The organism is Ruegeria sp. BHSC037 (genome assembly GCF_059613045.1).
This window is the reverse complement of the sequence record NZ_JBXWRT010000013.1, coordinates 91,878-110,033: the sequence shown is the minus strand read 5'-3', so window position 1 is coordinate 110,033 and position 18,156 is coordinate 91,878. Positions and strand designations below refer to the sequence as shown.

Sequence of the window (18,156 nt, the reverse complement as noted above, 5' to 3'; positions counted from 1 at the left end):
TTTTTTAAGGCCGCGAATCAATCCGGATGTACGAATCGCGCCACATTGTTCACGAAGCTGAGACAAAAAGGTCGTAACGGATGGCCGAAAGTGGTCGCGCTTTCCGACAGGAAATTCGTGGTTGCGCTAAACTTGGATGTGATGGCGCTAACTGTGCCAAACCGTCCTGTTCATGCCTTTGGCGCCCATGTTAAGACACGAGCATCCGCCGGTTTCCCGGCAAAAATGCCCAAAGTGCGCTGAAGGATTTTTTCCGGCGCCGCCACAGGAGAAGACACGCATGACATCTGGACGGGTTAACCCGCAATTTCGCCTCGAAGATCAGGGCATCGGGGGTCTGGGCAATGTCTATTACAACTTCATCGAACCGGCGCTGATCGAAGAGGCCCTCAAACGGGGCGAAGGCACGCTGGGCAACGGCGGGGCCTTCCTGGTCTCGACCGGCAAGTTCACCGGCCGCTCACCCAAGGACAAGCATGTGGTCAAGACCGACAGCGTGGCCGACAGCATCTGGTGGGAAAACAACGCCGCCATGAGCTCCGAGGGCTTTGACGCCCTTTACGACGACATGCTGGCGCACATGCGGGGCAAGGATTACTTCGTGCAGGATCTGGTCGGTGGGGCCGATCCCACCTATGCGATCAACGTGCGCATGGTCACCGAGCTGGCCTGGCACAGCTTGTTCATCCGCCACATGCTGCGCCGCCCCGACCGCGAGGACCTGGACGAGTTCGTCGCCGATTTCACCGTCATCAATTGCCCCAGCTTCAAGGCGGATCCGGCCCGGCACGACTGCCGCAGCGACACCGTGATCGCGTTGAACTTCGACCGCAAACTGATTCTGATCGGCGGCACCGAATACGCCGGCGAGAACAAGAAATCCGTGTTCACGCTGCTCAACTACCTGCTGCCGGAAAAAGGTGTGATGCCGATGCACTGCTCGGCCAACCACGCCGTCGGCAACCCGGTCGACACAGCCGTGTTCTTTGGCTTGTCGGGCACCGGAAAGACCACTTTGTCGGCGGACCCGGCGCGCGTTCTGATCGGTGATGACGAACACGGCTGGTCCGACCGCGGCACCTTCAACTTCGAAGGCGGCTGCTATGCCAAGACCATCAACCTAAACCCCGAGGCCGAACCCGAGATCTACGCGACCACCTCGAAATTCGGCACCGTGGTCGAGAACATGGTTTTTGACCCCGAGACCCGGGAACTTGATTTCGACGATGACAGCCTGACCGCGAACATGCGCTGCGCCTATCCGCTGGAATACATCTCGAACGCGTCGAAAACCGCTTTGGGCGGCCATCCGAAGAACATTATCATGCTGACCTGCGATGCCTTCGGCGTGCTGCCTCCCATCGCGCGGCTGACCCCGGCGCAGGCAATGTACCACTTCCTGTCGGGCTTCACCTCGAAGGTCGCCGGAACCGAGCGCGGCGTGACCGAGCCGCAACCCACCTTCTCGACCTGCTTCGGCGCCCCGTTCATGCCGCGCCGCCCCGAGGAATACGGTAAGTTGCTTCGCGACAAGATCGCCCAGCACGGCGCCACCTGCTGGCTGGTGAACACCGGCTGGACCGGCGGCGCCTACGGTGTAGGCAGCCGGATGCCGATCAAGGCCACCCGCGCCCTGCTGACCGCAGCTCTGGACGGCTCGCTGGCCGACGCGGAATACCGCAAGGATGCCAATTTCGGTTTTGATGTACCGGTGGCGGTACCGGGCGTCCCCGAAGTGCTGCTGGATCCGCGCCGGACATGGGATGATCAGGCCGCCTTCGACAAACAGGCCGAAAAGCTGGTGCAGATGTTCGCTGAGAATTTCGAGCAGTACCTGCCTTTCATCGACGAAGATATCCGGGCCGTGGCGATCGGCTGATACCGCGCAGACCACTTCAGCAGACGGGGGCCACGCGGCCCCCGTTCTTCGTGTGGCGGAACCCAACGGAACCTCACTATCCCTATGGTTGTAATTCCGATGTTGCGCATACAAATGCGTTGCTTGGCATGCGAACTTGCGATAGAGAAACTTCTCAACTCGCAAATAGCCCGGCGCTTGCGCACCGGGCCGGGACTGAAGATACACTGAAAATACCTTGTGGGCGACCTGCATCTGTTCACTCACCACAAGAACAGGCCGTCTAATCAAGAGTATAGTGGACTAGTAGGGGGCTAGTGTCAACGTGACAGCGGAATGCCGCTTCGGGGCGTGCCAAGTGTTCCACCGAAACTGTTCCACCCAAACGGGGCGTTATGTTGGCAGCAAGAATATCAGGAATGAACATGACCGAAATCTCGAAACTGGCCGAATTGCGCAAACTGGTACACAGCATGGAGCGTACACTGGGTCTCGAGGAACTATCTCCGGTTGAACGTGACATTTATTATGCGGCCGAAGAATTGTCCAAGAACGGTTCCGAGATCCGCACCTATGGATTGATCGAACACACCCTGGTGCAAAGCATATCCAGACCGACTTTCTTCCGCGCACTGAAATCGCTGGTGCAGAAAGGCTATCTGGCGCACAGCGGAAACGCAAACAGGGGCCGCTATATCGTCAATGCGCCGCGTTGACCTGCTGCTGCGCTCGCTCAGCTGAACCTCATGCGATCGTGGATCACTGACACGTTTTTCGCCTCGCTGGCATATGTCGGAGCGTCATTTCTGACGTTTTCGGTTCTGATGCCTCTGCAGAACGTTTTCTTCCCGGAATACCCAAGCCGCGCCAGCCTGCTGTTTCTGCCACATGGCGTGCGGGTTCTGGCGGCCTGGCTGCTTGGATGGCGGGCCATTCCGGCGCTGTTTCCCGGAGTGTTCATCGTATTCGCACTGCTGGGCGGCGCGGATGTGTTTCTGGCAAACCGACTGCTGGCGATTGCCATCGCGGTCACGACGGCACCGGCGGTGTTCTACCTGCTGAAATGGGCGGGGTGGGATCTGTTTCCCGCCCCTGGCCGCAGCCCGTGCTGGGCCTGCATCATGGGGGTCGGTGTGATCACATCGATTCTGGTGTCCATCTTGACCAACTTGGCCTTCGGCAGTTCGACCTCGGAATATGTTGCGTTTCTTATTGGTGACATGTCAGGGCTGCTGTTTTTGATGTTCGGCTTGTATTTCGCCTTTCGCGTAGTCGACCGCCAGACCTGACCGATCACCCGACCAGACCGCGCCGCAACAGGTTTGCACCGGCGACCATCAGCACCAGCAGCGTTGCCTTGCGAAATGTGGCCTGATCGATCCGGTCGTGCAAGCGCAGCCCCAACCACATGCCTGCCACCGCGGGAACTGTCAGCGCCATGGAAAACGGCACCGTATCGGCGCGCAGCACCCCCGATCCCACATGCGCCACGGCCAGCGCCACGGCACCCAATCCGTAAATCACCCCCTGTATCCGCAGCTGCTCGGACTTGGGCGTGTTCAGCGCGGTCAGATAAGCCACGGTTGGCGGCCCCCAAACCCCGGAAATGCCCCCGACGAACCCGGCCATCGCGCCAATCGCAGCTTCGATCCGCGCCGAAGGCCGGGACAGGCTCAGCCCGAACCCCAGCAACTGCATCGCGGCAAAAAACGTGACGGGAAGACCGACCAGCAACAAGAACGCCCGCGCCGGCACAAGGCTGACCAACTGCGCGCTGGCAAGCAGGAACACCAGCCCCACCATCAGGAACACCCGGAACTGCCGAATGGCCGACACCGCCGCCGCACGCCCTTCGCGCAGTGCCTGAAACCCGTTCGTGACCAACGTGGGCAGGATGAGCCCGGCCAGGGCCAGTTGCGGCGGCAGCATCATGCTCAGCCCCGAAACAAGAACCATCGGCATGGCAAACCCGACCATGCCTTTGACCGCACCGGCCAGAAAGGCCACCGCGAAGGCAAGGCAGAGCTCGGGCCAACTCAGCATCGAAAACAGTGTCATGCCCTTAAATAACACCCTGCATTTCTTCTGCATCGCAAAAATCGTTGCGTAATTTTTGGACCTTTTCGACGCATTTTGTGAATTTTTGTTGCGCTGCACTTGCAGCATGATATGACCAGACAACCCAGCAAAGGACGTGATTCATGGCCCATGACGGACAAGATATGACGAACATGACTTCTCAGCCGGTTCTGCCCGATCTTCTGACCCTGACGGGGGCCGCGCTGCCGGCAGTTCAGTCCGTCTTTGACCGGGCGCGCGATGCAGTGCGCGAGATGGTCACGCCCGAGGGTCGCGTCTCGGGCGCCTTGGTCGAAGCGAACCAGACCGCCGCGCATGGGCTGGCCTGGCTGGCCACCTACAACCAGTCGCTGCAGCAGATGCAGAAATGGGCCGAGGCGCTGGACGCCCAGGGCAAGTTCGGCGAGATGGAGCAGTTGCTGCACCAAATCGCGTTTGGTGAATACCTGCACCAGGTCGCCGGCGGCATCCCGATGAACCAGGGCGAGGTCGTGCGCCTGCAGGATCTGGGGCTGGGCTGGGATGCGCTGTCGGGCTTCCAATGCGCCGAGGTGCAGACGCTGATGGCACAGGCCAACAGCCAGGCCGCGCGCAGCCGTCTGGTTCAGCTGATGCAAGACCAGTCCGGGGCCACGATGTTCGGCGCCTCGGGCCTGGACGAAGAGCTGGAGATGATCCGCGAGCAGTTCCGCCGCTATGCTCTGGATCGGGTCGAGCCCAACGCGCACGAGTGGCACCTGAAGGACGAACTGATCCCGATGGAAATCATCGAGGAACTGGCCGAGATGGGCGTCTTTGGCCTGACCATCCCCGAGGAATATGGCGGGTTCGGCCTGTCCAAAGCGTCGATGTGCGTGGTTTCCGAGGAACTGTCCCGCGGGTACATCGGCGTCGGCAGCTTGGGCACCCGGTCCGAGATCGCGGCCGAACTGATCCTGGCGGGCGGCACCGATGCACAAAAGGCCCAATGGCTGCCCAAGATCGCGAGCGCGGAGATCCTGCCCACCGCCGTCTTCACCGAACCGAACACCGGCTCGGACCTCGGCAGCCTGCGCACCCGCGCGGTCAAGGACGAGAACGGCGACTACAAGATCACCGGCAACAAGACCTGGATCACCCATGCCGCGCGCACCCATGTGATGACGCTGCTGGCACGCACCGATCCCGAAACCACCGACCATCGCGGATTGTCGATGTTCCTGGCCGAAAAGACGCCCGGCACCGACGACAACCCATTCCCGACCCCCGGTATGACCGGCGGCGAGATCGAGGTGCTGGGCTATCGCGGCATGAAGGAATACGAGCTGGCCTTCGACGGCTTCCACGTCAAGGGCGAGAACCTGCTGGGCGGCGAGGAAGGCAAGGGCTTCAAGCAGCTCATGGAAACCTTCGAATCCGCGCGCATCCAAACCGCCGCCCGCGCCATCGGCGTGGCCCAAAGCGCGCTGGACATCGCCATGCAATACGCGCAGGAGCGCAAGCAGTTCGGCAAGGCCCTGATCAACTTCCCGCGCGTGTCGGGCAAGCTGGCGATGATGGCGGTCGAGATCATGATCGCCCGTCAGCTGACCTATTTCAGCGCCTGGGAGAAGGACAACGGCCACCGCTGCGACCTGGAGGCCGGGATGGCCAAGCTGCTGGGCGCGCGTGTTGCCTGGGCGGCGGCCGACAACGGGTTGCAGATCCACGGCGGCAACGGTTTCGCGCTGGAATACAAGATTAGCCGCGTTCTGTGCGACGCCCGCATTCTGAACATCTTTGAAGGCGCCGCCGAGATCCAGGCGCAAGTCATCGCGCGGCGTCTGCTGGCCTGAGCGCCAGTACGTCGCGGTTTCCCCAACTTGACCCGGCCGGGTGCCGGGTCTTTTCTTTTGTGGCAATCCAGTAGTGCCGAATGACCAGATCTGCCGTATTCAATTCACCCAACTCGACCCACCAGACACGATGGCGCGCTAAATTCCCGCTTGGGCCCCGGTACAGGTTTCAGCTAAGTAGCTATCGAACCGCATCATGCTGCGCCGCGGCTACGCAGATGCCGACCTGATCTTTGCGGAGTGACGATGGCGCGCCTTCTGATCCTTGTTCTTGGCTTCCTGCTTGCGGGATGCAGCACGCCGTCCGGCACACCCTCGGGCGATGTTGCCGGTCTGACCCGCGCCATTCAGAACCTCGGCCCCGATGTCGATCCGCAGGAAGCCGCCCGCGCGGCACGAATCGCTCATGACTATGCGCTGCAGCTGAGGGCCGAGTATCGGGTCACCGATCCGGCGATCATTCACAACGCCAAGGTCATCAACGGTTTTCGCGAACGCGGGCTGTGCAATGACTGGGCCGAGGATATCCTGAAGCGGCTGCGGCAAGAGAACTTCCGCACGCTGGACCTGCACTGGATCACCTCGCCACCGACCCCGTTCCGCATCATCCACCACTCCGCCGCGATCAGCGCCAAGGGCGACGGGCCCTATGACGCGATCGTGCTGGACGGCTGGCGCAACGGGGGTGACCTGTTCTGGGCGCCGGTGCGCGAGGATACGCGCTACAACTGGCGTCCACGGATGGAGGTGCGCACCGAACTGCTGGCGCAATGACGCCAAGTCGGGATAGAAAGCCCTCATGCTGCGCCTGAGCCTGATCCTGCCCGCCCTTGCCCTGTTGCAATGTGATCGCGACGAAAGCGTCGCCGCCTATGGCGCGGCCGACCGCACCTGGGTGCTGCAGGAAGTGAACGGCCAGTCCTATGACGCGAGCGCCTTGCTGCGCTTTCCCGAAGAAGGCAAGATTGCCGGCAACGCGCCCTGCAACAGCTACTCGGGCACATTGAGCGCGCCCTATCCGTGGTTCGAAATCGCCGACCTGACCGCCACCCGCGCCGCTTGCGCCGGGCTTGAGGCCGAAGGGTTCTATTTCGCCGCGCTGCTGGCGATGACGCAGTCCGAGGTGTCGGGCGACGTGCTGATCCTGCGCAACGAGGACGGGCACGAGATGGTGTTCAAAGCCGCCGAGTGAACTGATCGACAAAGCGGGCGCGGGCTTCGGGCAGCGGCGTGTGACCCAGCGATGGCGCCACGCGATGCGCCAGGAAATAGCCGGTTGTGCGCAGCCCGGCGGCGACCTCGTCATCCGGGGCGACCCCCTGCCCGCGCAACACCGGCGGCAGAGGCAACAGCCGGTCGGCCCAATCCCCGGCGCCTTCGGCACTGACCGCCCGACCTGTCTTGGGTGAGACATAGGCCAGCCCCTCGGTCGTGCCGGTCACGGCGCAGCGTGTCAGGTCCAGCCCAAAGCCCAACTCTTCAAGCAGGGCCAGTTCCCAGCGCAGATAGGCCAGCGGCCAGATCTCATCCTGGCCCAGCAGATCCATCAGCTGTTCCGTCTGCCGGTAGAGGCCGGGGTGTGGTTCGCGTTCGGGCAGGCAGAAGGACAGCAGCGCCACGACCACGTTCAGCCCTGACAACGCCAACCGCCCCGAAAACGCCGCCGCCGCGCGCGAGCGCAGCGGCTCGACCTGGAAGGTGCCGATATGTTCCTGCAATCGCGCCCGCCATAGCACGTCCAACTGCGCGCCGGGTTGCAGGATGGGCGCAATCTTGCGGCTGGCACCCCCGCGCACCACGCCCGCATGGCGGCCATGGGTTTCGGTGAACACCTCGATGATGGCCGCAGTTTCGCCGTGGCGGCGGGTGGTCAGAAGAATGCCATGGTCGCGCCAGTCCATGCGGGGCCTTTGGTTTGCCTTGAGGTCGCGTCGAACCGTGACGGTACGGCGCGGCGCAAAAAGAAGCAAATTCAATCGAAGAACTCCAACTGACGCGCCGGAATTGTGGACTTGAATTCGCAGCGGCATTACCCGGAACGGGCAGCCACGAGGCCAGACATGACCGACGCAACCTTTCCCAGCATTTCCCCCGCCTTCCGCCGCGCGGACATGGCGGTGCATGCGCTGGGGCTGGCGTTGATCTTGGGCGCGGGCGGCACGCTGCTGTCAAAAGCGATGGCCCATCTGCAAGGTGCGCTGGTGGCTGCGGTCTTGGTCTATGTGGCGTGCGCGCTGGCGTCGAACCTGGCGTCCTGGACCTATCACTTTCTGCCGCTGCACGAGCGGCGGACGCTGCTGCGGCGCATGGACCACGCGGCGATCTATCCCAGCATCGCCGGCACCTTCACGCCGTTCTTCGTTCTGGCTGGCACGCCCTGGACGATGGGTCTGCTGGTGGTGTGCTGGGCTCTGACGGCGGTGGCGGTCTGGAACAAGACAACCAATGAAACCGTGAAATCGCGCTGGTCGACCGCGTCCTACCTAGGACTGGGAGCGCTGGGGCTGCTGGCCCTGCCCGACCTGCGGAGCGTACCCGTAGCGACACTTTGGTGCATTCTGGCCGGGTCGGGCTGCTATGTAGTCGGAACCGCGTTCTATGCCCGCAAGACGCTGCCCTACCGCTATGCGATCTGGCACGTCTGGGTGAACCTGGGCGGGGTCGGCATGTTCGCGGGCGTCTGGCTGGCACTGTCGCCCCTGTGGATGCCCGGAGCATCCTGACGGGCGCGGAAAGGCCCGATCAGGAATAAGTGTTTTTCAGCGCAGATCCCACTGATAGAAAGCACTCGGAACGGGGAACTAAAACGGGATCTACCGCCATGGACTGGCCGAATGACCTTCTACGCGACATCTTCAATGACCCGGACACCCCCAACAAGATCAGAAAACGCATCCGCCGCGAATTGAAACCCACCGAGGTCGACTATCGCGGGTGCCGGATGCGCATTCATCCCGCCGACAACAACACGGAATTTCAGATCTGGCGCATGGGGCGCACCCAGGAAGAACGTGCTTTGCGGCATATTCTGAAAGACCTGCCCAAAGACCGCCCGATCGTGGCCTATGACGTTGGCGCCAATGCCGGGGCTCACACCCTGCGCCTGGCAGCGGTCGCGGCACCCGGATCAGTGATCCATGCATTCGAACCCAACCCTGTCATGCGGGCGCGGCTGGAAGAAAACATCCACCTGAACGCATTTGACTGCATCCGGGTCCATGATTGCGCGATTTCGGACAATAGCGGCGAGATGGAGCTGTTTGTGCCAGCGCAGGGAAACCTGGGGCTGGCCAGACTGGGCGAACCGATGCGCGGCGCCAACGGCATATCGGTTCAGGTGCGGACGCTGACCGAGTTTCTGCCATCCGACCCGGATACGCCGATCGACCTGGTCAAGGTGGATGTCGAGGGCCAGGAAGACCGGGTGCTTGCCCCGCTGATCACCGAAGCTTCGGCCACCCAGAAACCCAAATCGATCTTCTTCGAACTCCAGCACGAACGCTTCTGGTCGGTCGATATTGCGGGTCTTTTGGAGCAAAACGGATATGAATTACGCGGTAAATTCGGGCGCAACGCGCTGTATCGGCTGACCTGAAAGGTCCAGGTCTCAGTCCAGCCCTTCCTCGTTCAAAAGATGCCGGCTTTGCCGGTCTTCGACCTCGATTACCCAGAGGTCGGGGTCAAAGCTGCGCTGGCGGGCGATCGCCTCGTCCACCTCAGCCTCGGGACCTTTGGCCAACTCGATCCATTTGCGTGCGCCGCTGAGCAGGTCGAAGCTGCGCTGAAAGACGGTGGCATTGCCGTCGAGCGTGTTGAGCTTGACCAGAACCGCGCCGGCAGTGTCGTCGCCATGGGCTACGACAAAGGCGGGGATCTCGTGCAGGCGCAGCCGGGCCAGGTAGGCGTGGACCCAGAACTCGGCCGTCAGGCGGGTCATGTGTTGCCGTCTTTGAAATCCAGACCCATCTCCGAGTAGCGCTCGGCCTCTTCCAGCCAGTTGGGCCGGACCTTCACCTGCAGGAACAGGTGGACTTTGCGATCAAGGAAATCCTCCAACTCGGCCCGCGCGGCCTGGCTGATGGCTTTGATCGTCTCGCCGCGCTTGCCCAGCACGATGCCCTTGTGGCCGTCGCGCATAACATAGATCACCTGGTCGATCCTGGCCGAACCATCCTTGCGTTCTTCCCAGTTCTCGGTCTCGACAGTCAGCTGATAGGGCAATTCCTGATGCAGGCGCAGGGTCAGCTTCTCGCGCGTAATTTCGGCCGCGATCATGCGCAGCGGCAGATCGGCGATCTGGTCTTCAGGGTAGAGCCAGGGGCCTTCGGGCAATTGCTGCGCCAGCCATTTGCGCAGGTCATCGACGCCGTGGCCTTTTTCAGCCGAAATCATGAAGGTTTCGGCAAAGGGGAAGCGATCATTCAGTTCGCGGGTCAGTGACAGCAGCGCGGGGGCCTCGACCCGGTCGATCTTGTTGATCGCCAGCGCCACCTTGCGGCCTTGCGCGATCTCGGACAGGCCATCCAGGATACGCTCAACGCCTTCGGTGATACCGCGATGCGCCTCGACCATCAGAACGATGATGTCAGCATCGGCCGCCCCGCCCCAGGCCGCCGCGACCATCGCGCGGTCAAGTCGGCGGCGGGGTTTGAACAGACCCGGCGTGTCGACGAAGACCAGTTGCGCATCACCCTCCATCGCAACGCCGCGGATACGGGCGCGCGTGGTCTGCACCTTGTGCGTCACGATCGAGACCTTGGCCCCGACCATGCGGTTCAGAAGGGTGGATTTGCCTGCGTTGGGCTCTCCGATCAGGGCGATGAATCCGGCGCGTGTCGTCATGGTGTCGTTGGTCCTGGTTGCAAGTCTGTTTCCCTAGCGCAGAACGGCGTCGGGGGCCAGACCTGGACTGCGTCGTGAGCCGGGGGGGCCAGCCCCCGGGCCCCCCGGGATATTTTCAGCCAGATGAAGGCGGGCCGATTATTTGGGCAGACTGTCCAGCAAGGCACGTGCGGCGGCCTGTTCGGCCTGACGCTTGGAGGGCGCAGTGGCCTGAGCCTCGGGGCCGGATTCCAGCCGGGCGGCGATGGTGAAGACCGGAGCGTGATCAGGCCCTGTGCGCGACAGCTCGACATAGCTGGGCGGTTTCTGACCGCGGGCCTGGGCCCATTCCTGAAGCGCGGTCTTGGCGTCGCGGGCATCAGCCTTAACCGTATGGATCCGATCTCCCCAGAGCTTGAGGATCACGTCACGTGCAGCCTCGAACCCGGCATCGCGATAGACGGCGGCAATCACCGCCTCCATCGCGTCGCCCAGCAACGCCTGTTTGCGGCGGCCGCCCGACATCATCTCGGACCGCCCCAGCTTCAGCACTGCGCCCAGGTCGATCTGACGGGCGACCTCGGCACAGGTCTCCTTGCGCACAAGCGCGTTGAACCGCGGCGCCAACTGGCCTTCGGTGGCGGTCTTGTCGGCCTCGAGCAGTGCGCTGGCCATCACCAGGCCTAAGACCCGGTCACCGAGGAATTCGAGCCGCTGGTTGTCAGGCCGTGTGGCCGAAGAGACCGACCCGTGCGTCAGCGCCCGCACCAGCAGTTCGGGATTGGCGAACTGGTGCCCGAGGCGTTTCTGGAACGCCTTCATGTCAGCCGACAGCTTCAATGGATTGCCTTGAAGAACCTGTCGCCCCGCCAGGTCCAGAAGAACAGCATCGACCGGCCCGCAGACGAGAACATGATGCGATCGGCGCGACCGATCAGGTTTTCATAAGGCACGTAACCGACCCCGCCAGCCGATTGCGGCAGGCGCGAGTCGGCCGAGTTGTCGCGGTTGTCACCCATGAAGAAATAGTGGCCCTCGGGTACGAGGTAGATACCGGTGTTGTCCGATCCCTGGTTGCCGATGTTCAGGATTTCGTGCTGAACGCCGTTGGGCAGGGTTTCGATGAAGCGTGACTTCTCGCAGGTGCCGCCGACACCGACCGGGCCGTTTTCGCAGCGCGGGCGCAGGCGCTGCGGGCCTTGCGGCTCGGCGATCTCGGTGAAGGTGCCGTCGGGGGTCTGTTTGACCTCGACCCCGTTGATGTAGACCACCCCACCGCGCACCTGGATGCGGTCGCCCGGCAGGCCGATCAGCCGTTTGATGTAGTCGCGGCCGGTGACCGGGTGGCGGAACACGATCACATCGCCGCGTTCCGGCTCTCCGCCCAGCAGACGGGTGTTGTCTCCACCCATCCAGCCGCAGATGTCTTCGGCATCGATGTTGAGCCCGACACTGGGGATGATCAGGCTGGGGCACGAGGCGTAGGAGTAGCCATAGGCCATCTTGTTGACGAACAGGAAGTCGCCGATCAGCAGCGTGGGTTTCATCGATCCCGACGGAATCCAGAAAGGCTGAAAGAACAGAGTGCGGAAAACGCCCGCGATCAGCAGGGCATAGACGATGGTCTTGATCGTCTCCCAGATGGCGTTTCCGGATTTGGCTTGCTCGGCCATACTGCTCTCCAGTCCTTGCGTCGTTGGGGCTACATGCGGGGCGATCGAGGCCAAGTCAAGGCCGCGTCCGAATCGGCCACGCGGCGGGCCTCGATCACAACGAAAGCCTGGGCCCAGGGGTGGTCATCAGTCAGGGTGACGTGGATGATGGCCTCGTGCCCATCGGGCGTCATCTCGCGCAGCCGCTCAGCCGCCCAGCCGGTGACGTGCATCACGGGTTGCCCGGTGTGCAGGTTGGTCACGGCCATGTCCTTCCAGGCGATGCCCATGCGCAAGCCAGTGCCCAGCGCCTTGGAGCAGGCCTCTTTAGCGGCCCAGCGCTTGGCATAGGTGCCGGCGGTGTCGGCGCGCCGCTCGGCCTTGCGCTGCTCGGTCTCGGTGAAGACACGGTTGCGGAACCGGTCGCCGAACCGGTCAAGCGTGCCCTGGATACGGTCGATATTCGCCAGATCGGTGCCGATGCCGAGGATCATGTCAGGCGTCGACCTTTCCTGAATGCGACGGCGCTCGCGCCTCGTCCATCAGGCGGCGCATTTCATGGATGGCCGGACCCAGACCGCGGAAGATGGCCTCACCGATCAGGAAATGGCCGATGTTGAGTTCGCGCAGTTCGGGGAAGGCTGCCACGGGCTGCACCGTGTCATAGGTCAGACCGTGGCCGGCGTGTACTTCGAGCCCCAGCGCATGAGCAAAGGCGGACATCTCACGCAGCGCGTCCAGTTCTCGTCGCGCGTCATCCATCCGGCCTTCGGCATGGGCGTCGCAATAGGCGCCAGTGTGCAGCTCGATCACCTGCGCGCCGATGCGGTGGGCGGCCTCGATCTGCTTGCGGTCGGCGGCGATGAAGATCGATACGCGGCAGCCCGCGTCACGCAGCGGCGCGATGAAGTGGGCAAGACGATTTTCCTCGCGCGCGACTTCCAACCCGCCCTCTGTGGTGCGTTCCTCGCGCTTTTCGGGGACGATGCAGACCGCGTGCGGCTTGTGGCGCAGGGCAATCGCCTGCATCTCGGGGGTGGCAGCCATTTCAAAGTTCAGCGGCACAGACAGCACCTGCATCAAGCCTTCGATGTCGGCGTCGGAAATGTGGCGGCGGTCTTCGCGCAGATGCGCGGTGATGCCATCGGCACCGGCCTCTTCGGCCAGTTTGGCCGCGCGCAGCGGGTCGGGATATGCCCCGCCGCGCGCGTTGCGCACGGTGGCCACGTGGTCGATGTTCACGCCCAGACGCAGGTGAGTGTCAGACATCTTTCGATTCCTTTCTGGTCGCCCGCGCCGAACCTAGAGGGTTTGTTTGCGAAACGGCAGGGGCTGCTTCGGCGCGGCGTTTGATTTCCTCGAACTTGGCTTTGATCTTGGCCCGGCGGCGCTGTTGATAGGTGCGGATCAGCGGCAGGCTGATATAGCCGCAGATCACTCCGGCCACGATACCCGGGATGATACCGCCGATCATGTAAGGGTAGAATACGCCGTCATAGAACTGCGCCCAGCCATGCCAGTCGGCGACGCGGTCGGTGAACAGAGCCACGAAATTGTTCTTCAGATCCCCAAGCGCATCGGCGAATTTGCGCATCAGCCCCTGGGTGTCGCCCTCATCATATTTTGTGCCCAGCAGGAAATGCCCGGTCTGCAGGCAGATCACCCCGATCGGCACATAGGTCAGCGGGTTGCCGAAAAACGTGCCGCTGAGCGCGGCCAGAATGTTGCCGTTGATCAGCCGGGCCAGCACCGCAGCCACCACGAAATGCAACCCGTAGAACGGCGTGAACGAGGCGAACACTCCGGCGCCAATGCCGCGCGCGATACGCTCGGGCGTATCGGGCAGACGCCGGACGCGGTGTTTGACATAGTGAAAGGCGCGGGTCCAACCGCCGCGCGGATAAACGAACTCCGAGGCGGCCTGAAGAGCAGAGCGGCGATCACGGCGCTTGAATACCACTCCTGCGTATCCCCTCTCAGCTTGCTGCGACCGCAGCGTCCCGCGTGTTTCGATACCGTTCGACCGCCGCGACATCGCTTTCGGCCTCGAGCATCAGCATCAGCGAATGCAGCTGTTGCAGGTCGCGCACCTCGACACTGAGTAAAAGGCGGTAAAAATCCGGTTTGCGGTCCACGAATTCCAAGTTCGAGATATTGGCCTTTTTCTCGCCGATCAATGTGCAAATACGCCCCAGCACCCCGGCATCGTTGCCGATGGTCAGATCCAGCGTGGCGCCGTACGCCGCCGGGTGCGTACCCGAATGCCAGTGCAGATCAACCCAGCGCTGCGGCTGGTCTTCGAATTCGGTCAGGCGACCGCAGTCGATGGCATGCACCACTACACCTTTCCCGCGCGAAGTGATGCCCACGATCCTTTCCCCCGGAAGCGGCTGACAACAGGGCGCACGCTCGAATTTCTGGCCCGGTTCCAGGCCAATCACCGCGCGGCGCAGCGGGATCGCCTCGCCCTCATCCTTGGTCAGCTCGGGATAGACCACGGCGACCACGTCATGGGCTGTAAGTTCGGCACTGCCGACCCGGGCCAGCAACTCGTCGCTGTCCTTGATCCGCAGTTGCTTGGCAGCGGTCTCCAGCGCCTTGTCGGTCGCCTTGCGGCCCACGTGCTCGAACCCCGCGCGCACCAATTCGCGGCCCAGCTTGATGAATCTTTCGCGGTCGACCTCGCGCAGGGCGCGGCGGATTGCGGTGCGGGCCTTGCCGGTCACGGCAATCTCAAGCCATGTCACCTGCGGCGTCTGGCCGTCTGCGGTGATGATGTCGACCGATTGGCCGTTCTTGAGCCGGGTCCACAGCGGCACCCGGATGCCGTCGACCTTGGCCCCCACGCAGGCATGGCCGATGCGGGTGTGGATCGCATAGGCGAAATCGATCGGCGTTGCCCCACGCGGCAGCTTGACCACATCGCCCTTGGGCGTGAAGCAGAACACCTGGTCGGAATACATCTCGAGCTTGACCGCTTCGAGAAAATCCTCGTGGTCTTCCTCGGCGTTGAACTGTTCGGTCAGGCTCGCGATCCACTTGGCAGGGTCCACCGCAAAGGGGTTCTCGGTCCGCACCCCGTCCCGGTAGGACCAGTGCGCCGCCACACCGGATTCGGCAACATCGTGCATCTGCCGGGTTCGGATCTGCACCTCGACCCGCTTGCCGTCACGCCCGGAAACGGTCGTGTGGATCGAGCGATAGCCGTTCGATTTGGGCTGACTGATGTAATCCTTGAACCGCCCCGGCACCGCACGCCAGCGTTGATGGATCGCGCCCAGCGCGCGATAGCAGTCTTCCTCGGTCTGCGTGATGATGCGGAAGCCATAGATGTCGGACAGGCGCGAGAAGCCCTGATCCTTTTCCTGCATCTTGCGCCAGATCGAATAGGGTTTCTTGGCGCGGCCGAACACCTCAGCCTCGATCCCCGCTTTCTCCAACTCGTGCCGCATGTCCCCTGTGATGCGGTGGATCACGTCACCGGTTTCGCGCTGCAGCGTGATGAAACGACGGATGATCGACTGGCGGCCTTCGGGGTTGAGGACACGGAAGGCCAGATCCTCAAGCTCTTCACGCATCCACTGCATGCCCATCCGGCCGGCCAGAGGCGCGAAGATGTCCATCGTCTCGCGCGCTTTCTGCACCTGCTTTTCAGGGCGCATCGCCTTGATTGTGCGCATGTTGTGCAGACGGTCGGCCAGCTTGACCAGAATGACCCGCAGGTCCTTGGACATGGCCATGAACAGCTTGCGAAAATTCTCGGCCTGCTTGGTTTCGCGGCTGGAAAGCTGGAGATTGGTTAGCTTGGTGACACCGTCGACCAGCATCGCCACCTCGTCACCGAACAACTCGGCGATCTTGGAGTAGCTCGCCTTGGTGTCCTCGATCGTGTCGTGCAGCAGCGCCGTGATGATGGTCGCATCGTCCAGACGCTGTTCGGTCAGAATGGCCGCCACCGCGACTGGGTGCGAGAAATAGGGCTCGCCCGAGTGCCGGAACTGGCCTTCGTGCATCTTCTTGCCAAACTCGTAGGCCCGGATGATGCGATCGGCATTTGTCTTGGGGTTGTAGTTGCGGACCAGCGCAACCAGGTCTTCAGCTGAAATCATCCGGTCCGCACCTTCGTGTTCAGGGCTTACCCCTGGCCCTGAGCCTCCATCAGGGCGCGCAGGAGTTTTTCTTCCGACATGTCGTCATCTGCGGGCTTGTCCGATTCGGCCCCCATCAGCAACGCCATCTGATCCTCTTCAGGCTCGTCGACCTCGATCTGGGTCTGGTTGGCCTCTATCAGACGCTCGCGCAGTTCGTCCGAGGTCTGGGTTTCCTCGGCAATCTCGCGCAGGGCTACGACCGGGTTTTTGTCGTTGTCGCGGTCGATCGTGATCGGCGCGCCGGCGGAAATTTCGCGCGCGCGGTGGGCAGCGAGCATCACCAGTTCGAACCGGTTCGGAACCTTGTCTACGCAATCTTCGACCGTCACGCGGGCCATGAGGCGCTCTCCACTAATGAATCCATGTCAGGAAGACGCTTATCTAAGCGCGAATCCCCGCCATGACAAGCGGGAAATGCCCTTTTTCACGTGGCATCCAACGGCGTGACCGCGGCGACATCGTCCGGCGGCAGGCGTTCGATCATTTCATTAACCGTCAGGCCCAGCACCGGGTGCCGCCAGCCCGGCGCCACCTCCGCCATCGGAACCAGAACGAAGGCGCGGTCCTGCAGGCGCGGATGCGGTAGGATCAACTGCTCGGGAGCCGCCTCTCGCTGCCGGTCGGGCGGCAGGTTCAGCCAATGGTCGAACGCGGCAGCATCGGGCAGAACGCGATCGCCCCAGCAGACGAGGTCCAGGTCAAGTGTGCGCATCCCCCAGCGCTGCTGGCGGGCACGGCCGAAATCGGCCTCGACCCTGTGCAGAAGGGTCAGAACCTCCTGCGGGGCCGCCTCGGTCTCGACCAGCGCGGCGGCATTGACATAGTCCGGTCCGGCGCCCGCCGGAAAACACGGGGTCGAAAAGAACCGGCTGACAGCGCGAATCACCAAGCCCTCACCGGCCAACGCGTCGACAGCCCTGCGAAGTGTCACCTTGGGTTCATATGATCTCAGTTTGAGATTTGCCCCCAGCGCGATGACCGCTTTTGACGTGGAGTTGACCATAAATAACCCTATGTTCAGACCTGAGCGCACTTGCGATACATTCGGAATCTCTTATTTTAAAGCGGCCGGCGTGTGATTTCTCATCACTCACTCACTTACACCACCGCGCGCTGGTCAATACCGGAAGGACGATTTTATGTTTTACAAGGACGAACGGCTGGCGCTGTTCATCGACGGCTCGAATCTGTACGCCGCCGCGAAAGCCCTGGGATTTGATATTGATTACAAGTTGCTGCGTCAGGAGTTCATGCGTCGCGGCAAGCTTCTGAGGGCCTTTTACTACACAGCGCTGCTGGAAAACGACGAATATTCGCCGATCCGCCCCTTGGTCGACTGGCTGAACTACAACGGTTTCACCATGGTGACCAAACCGGCCAAGGAATACACCGACAGCATGGGGCGCCGTAAGGTCAAGGGGAACATGGATATCGAACTGACAGTCGATGCCATGGAACTGGCGCCACGGGTGGATCATATCGTGCTGTTCTCGGGCGATGGGGATTTCCGCCCGCTGATTGCCAGCCTGCAACGTCAGGGCGTGCGCGTGTCGGTGGTTTCGACCATCCGCAGCCAGCCGCCGATGATCTCGGACGAACTGCGGCGCCAAGCCGACAACTTCATCGAACTGGACGATCTGCGAGATGTGATCGGGCGCCCGCCGCGCGAGGCGTCGGACGAGCCGCGCAATGTGGCGGTGGCCGGAAAGTAACGTCTCTCACGGCCCACACCTGCGGATCAATGGCGCGGCCGGGACGGAAAGCCCCAGCCGCGCGTCTTC

21 protein-coding genes are annotated in these 18,156 nt (G+C 62.5%); 9 read left to right on the top strand and 12 right to left on the bottom strand.

Annotation, left to right across the window (positions count from 1 at the left end; translation table 11 throughout):
* Nucleotides 1-280 precede the first annotated feature (280 nt).
* The 3 genes from AC2FMN_RS13820 to AC2FMN_RS13810 all read left to right on the top strand — a co-directional run bounded on the left by AC2FMN_RS13820 (nt 281) and on the right by AC2FMN_RS13810 (nt 3,147).
* Nucleotides 281-1,879 carry a phosphoenolpyruvate carboxykinase gene (locus AC2FMN_RS13820; RefSeq protein ID WP_496688821.1) on the top strand — a complete coding sequence of 533 codons (1,599 nt, stop codon included), beginning with the start codon at nt 281-283 and terminating at the stop codon, nt 1,877-1,879.
* A 398-nt stretch (nt 1,880-2,277) separates the two neighbouring features.
* Entirely contained in the window at nt 2,278-2,574 is a 297-nt protein-coding gene (locus AC2FMN_RS13815) for a hypothetical protein (RefSeq protein ID WP_496688819.1), read from the top strand.
* A 30-nt stretch (nt 2,575-2,604) separates the two neighbouring features.
* Nucleotides 2,605-3,147 carry a hypothetical protein gene (locus tag AC2FMN_RS13810; protein WP_496679263.1) on the top strand — a complete coding sequence of 181 codons (543 nt, stop codon included), beginning with the start codon at nt 2,605-2,607 and terminating at the stop codon, nt 3,145-3,147.
* Nucleotides 3,148-3,151: 4 nt separating this feature from the next.
* Here AC2FMN_RS13810 and AC2FMN_RS13805 read toward each other — a convergent pair whose 3' ends face one another.
* A complete protein-coding gene (locus AC2FMN_RS13805; RefSeq protein WP_496679264.1) occupies nt 3,152-3,916 on the bottom strand; it encodes a sulfite exporter TauE/SafE family protein in 765 nt (254 codons plus the stop codon).
* 143 nt (nt 3,917-4,059) lie between these two features.
* On the opposite strand from AC2FMN_RS13805, the gene AC2FMN_RS13800 reads away from it, so the two are divergent.
* From AC2FMN_RS13800 to AC2FMN_RS13790, 3 genes are all read left to right on the top strand, one after another.
* A complete protein-coding gene (locus AC2FMN_RS13800) occupies nt 4,060-5,751 on the top strand; it encodes an acyl-CoA dehydrogenase family protein (RefSeq protein WP_496688817.1) in 1,692 nt (563 codons plus the stop codon).
* A 246-nt stretch (nt 5,752-5,997) separates the two neighbouring features.
* Complete coding sequence (locus AC2FMN_RS13795) at nt 5,998-6,525, top strand: hypothetical protein (protein ID WP_496688815.1); 528 nt, start codon at nt 5,998-6,000, stop codon at nt 6,523-6,525.
* Nucleotides 6,526-6,550: 25 nt separating this feature from the next.
* A complete protein-coding gene (locus AC2FMN_RS13790) occupies nt 6,551-6,943 on the top strand; it encodes an META domain-containing protein (RefSeq protein ID WP_496679269.1) in 393 nt (130 codons plus the stop codon).
* Here AC2FMN_RS13790 and recO read toward each other — a convergent pair.
* Nucleotides 6,927-7,652: a DNA repair protein RecO gene (recO, locus tag AC2FMN_RS13785; RefSeq protein WP_496688813.1), complete on the bottom strand. Its 726-nt coding sequence runs from the start codon at nt 7,650-7,652 to the stop codon at nt 6,927-6,929. The two genes, AC2FMN_RS13790 and recO, sit on opposite strands and share 17 nt — an antisense overlap.
* A 159-nt stretch (nt 7,653-7,811) precedes the next feature.
* Between recO and trhA the strand changes: the two genes are divergently transcribed.
* Both trhA and AC2FMN_RS13775 read left to right on the top strand, forming a co-directional pair.
* The gene (trhA, locus tag AC2FMN_RS13780) at nt 7,812-8,474 is read left to right on the top strand and encodes a PAQR family membrane homeostasis protein TrhA (protein ID WP_496688811.1); all 663 of its coding nucleotides are present in this window, start codon (nt 7,812-7,814) and stop codon (nt 8,472-8,474) included.
* Between the two features lie 98 nt (nt 8,475-8,572).
* On the top strand, nt 8,573-9,346 hold the full coding sequence (locus AC2FMN_RS13775; protein ID WP_496688809.1) for an FkbM family methyltransferase: 774 nt from the start codon (nt 8,573-8,575) through the stop codon (nt 9,344-9,346).
* A 12-nt stretch (nt 9,347-9,358) separates the two neighbouring features.
* Here the strand turns inward: AC2FMN_RS13775 and AC2FMN_RS13770 are convergent, their stop codons facing one another.
* The 10 genes from AC2FMN_RS13770 to folK all read right to left on the bottom strand — a co-directional run bounded on the left by AC2FMN_RS13770 (nt 9,359) and on the right by folK (nt 17,378).
* The gene (locus AC2FMN_RS13770; RefSeq protein ID WP_496688808.1) at nt 9,359-9,688 is read right to left on the bottom strand and encodes a DUF1491 family protein; all 330 of its coding nucleotides are present in this window, start codon (nt 9,686-9,688) and stop codon (nt 9,359-9,361) included.
* Nucleotides 9,685-10,593 (bottom strand): GTPase Era, encoded by a 909-nt coding sequence (gene era / locus AC2FMN_RS13765; RefSeq protein WP_496688806.1) that lies wholly within the window; start codon nt 10,591-10,593, stop codon nt 9,685-9,687. The genes AC2FMN_RS13770 and era overlap by 4 nt, the downstream gene beginning before the upstream one ends.
* 138 nt (nt 10,594-10,731) lie before the next feature.
* Nucleotides 10,732-11,412, bottom strand: coding sequence for a ribonuclease III (gene rnc, locus AC2FMN_RS13760; RefSeq protein WP_496679279.1), 681 nt, complete (start codon nt 11,410-11,412; stop codon nt 10,732-10,734).
* On the bottom strand, nt 11,409-12,245 hold the full coding sequence (gene lepB / locus AC2FMN_RS13755; RefSeq protein ID WP_496679280.1) for a signal peptidase I: 837 nt from the start codon (nt 12,243-12,245) through the stop codon (nt 11,409-11,411). The genes rnc and lepB overlap by 4 nt, the downstream gene beginning before the upstream one ends.
* A gap of 29 nt (nt 12,246-12,274) precedes the next feature.
* Nucleotides 12,275-12,718, bottom strand: a complete 444-nt coding sequence (gene acpS, locus AC2FMN_RS13750) for a holo-ACP synthase (protein WP_496688804.1) — start codon at nt 12,716-12,718, stop codon at nt 12,275-12,277.
* Between the two features lies 1 nt (nt 12,719).
* The gene (locus AC2FMN_RS13745) at nt 12,720-13,493 is read right to left on the bottom strand and encodes a pyridoxine 5'-phosphate synthase (protein ID WP_496679286.1); all 774 of its coding nucleotides are present in this window, start codon (nt 13,491-13,493) and stop codon (nt 12,720-12,722) included.
* Nucleotides 13,486-14,184 (bottom strand): DUF2062 domain-containing protein, encoded by a 699-nt coding sequence (locus AC2FMN_RS13740; protein ID WP_496688802.1) that lies wholly within the window; start codon nt 14,182-14,184, stop codon nt 13,486-13,488. The genes AC2FMN_RS13745 and AC2FMN_RS13740 overlap by 8 nt, the downstream gene beginning before the upstream one ends.
* A gap of 16 nt (nt 14,185-14,200) precedes the next feature.
* A complete protein-coding gene (locus tag AC2FMN_RS13735; protein ID WP_496688800.1) occupies nt 14,201-16,333 on the bottom strand; it encodes a RelA/SpoT family protein in 2,133 nt (710 codons plus the stop codon).
* A gap of 26 nt (nt 16,334-16,359) precedes the next feature.
* A complete protein-coding gene (gene rpoZ / locus AC2FMN_RS13730) occupies nt 16,360-16,713 on the bottom strand; it encodes a DNA-directed RNA polymerase subunit omega (protein WP_496679290.1) in 354 nt (117 codons plus the stop codon).
* 86 nt (nt 16,714-16,799) lie between these two features.
* A complete protein-coding gene (folK, locus tag AC2FMN_RS13725) occupies nt 16,800-17,378 on the bottom strand; it encodes a 2-amino-4-hydroxy-6-hydroxymethyldihydropteridine diphosphokinase (protein ID WP_496688798.1) in 579 nt (192 codons plus the stop codon).
* A gap of 136 nt (nt 17,379-17,514) precedes the next feature.
* Between folK and AC2FMN_RS13720 the strand changes: the two genes are divergently transcribed.
* Nucleotides 17,515-18,087 (top strand): LabA-like NYN domain-containing protein, encoded by a 573-nt coding sequence (locus AC2FMN_RS13720; RefSeq protein WP_496679293.1) that lies wholly within the window; start codon nt 17,515-17,517, stop codon nt 18,085-18,087.
* Nucleotides 18,088-18,156: the final 69 nt, after the last annotated feature.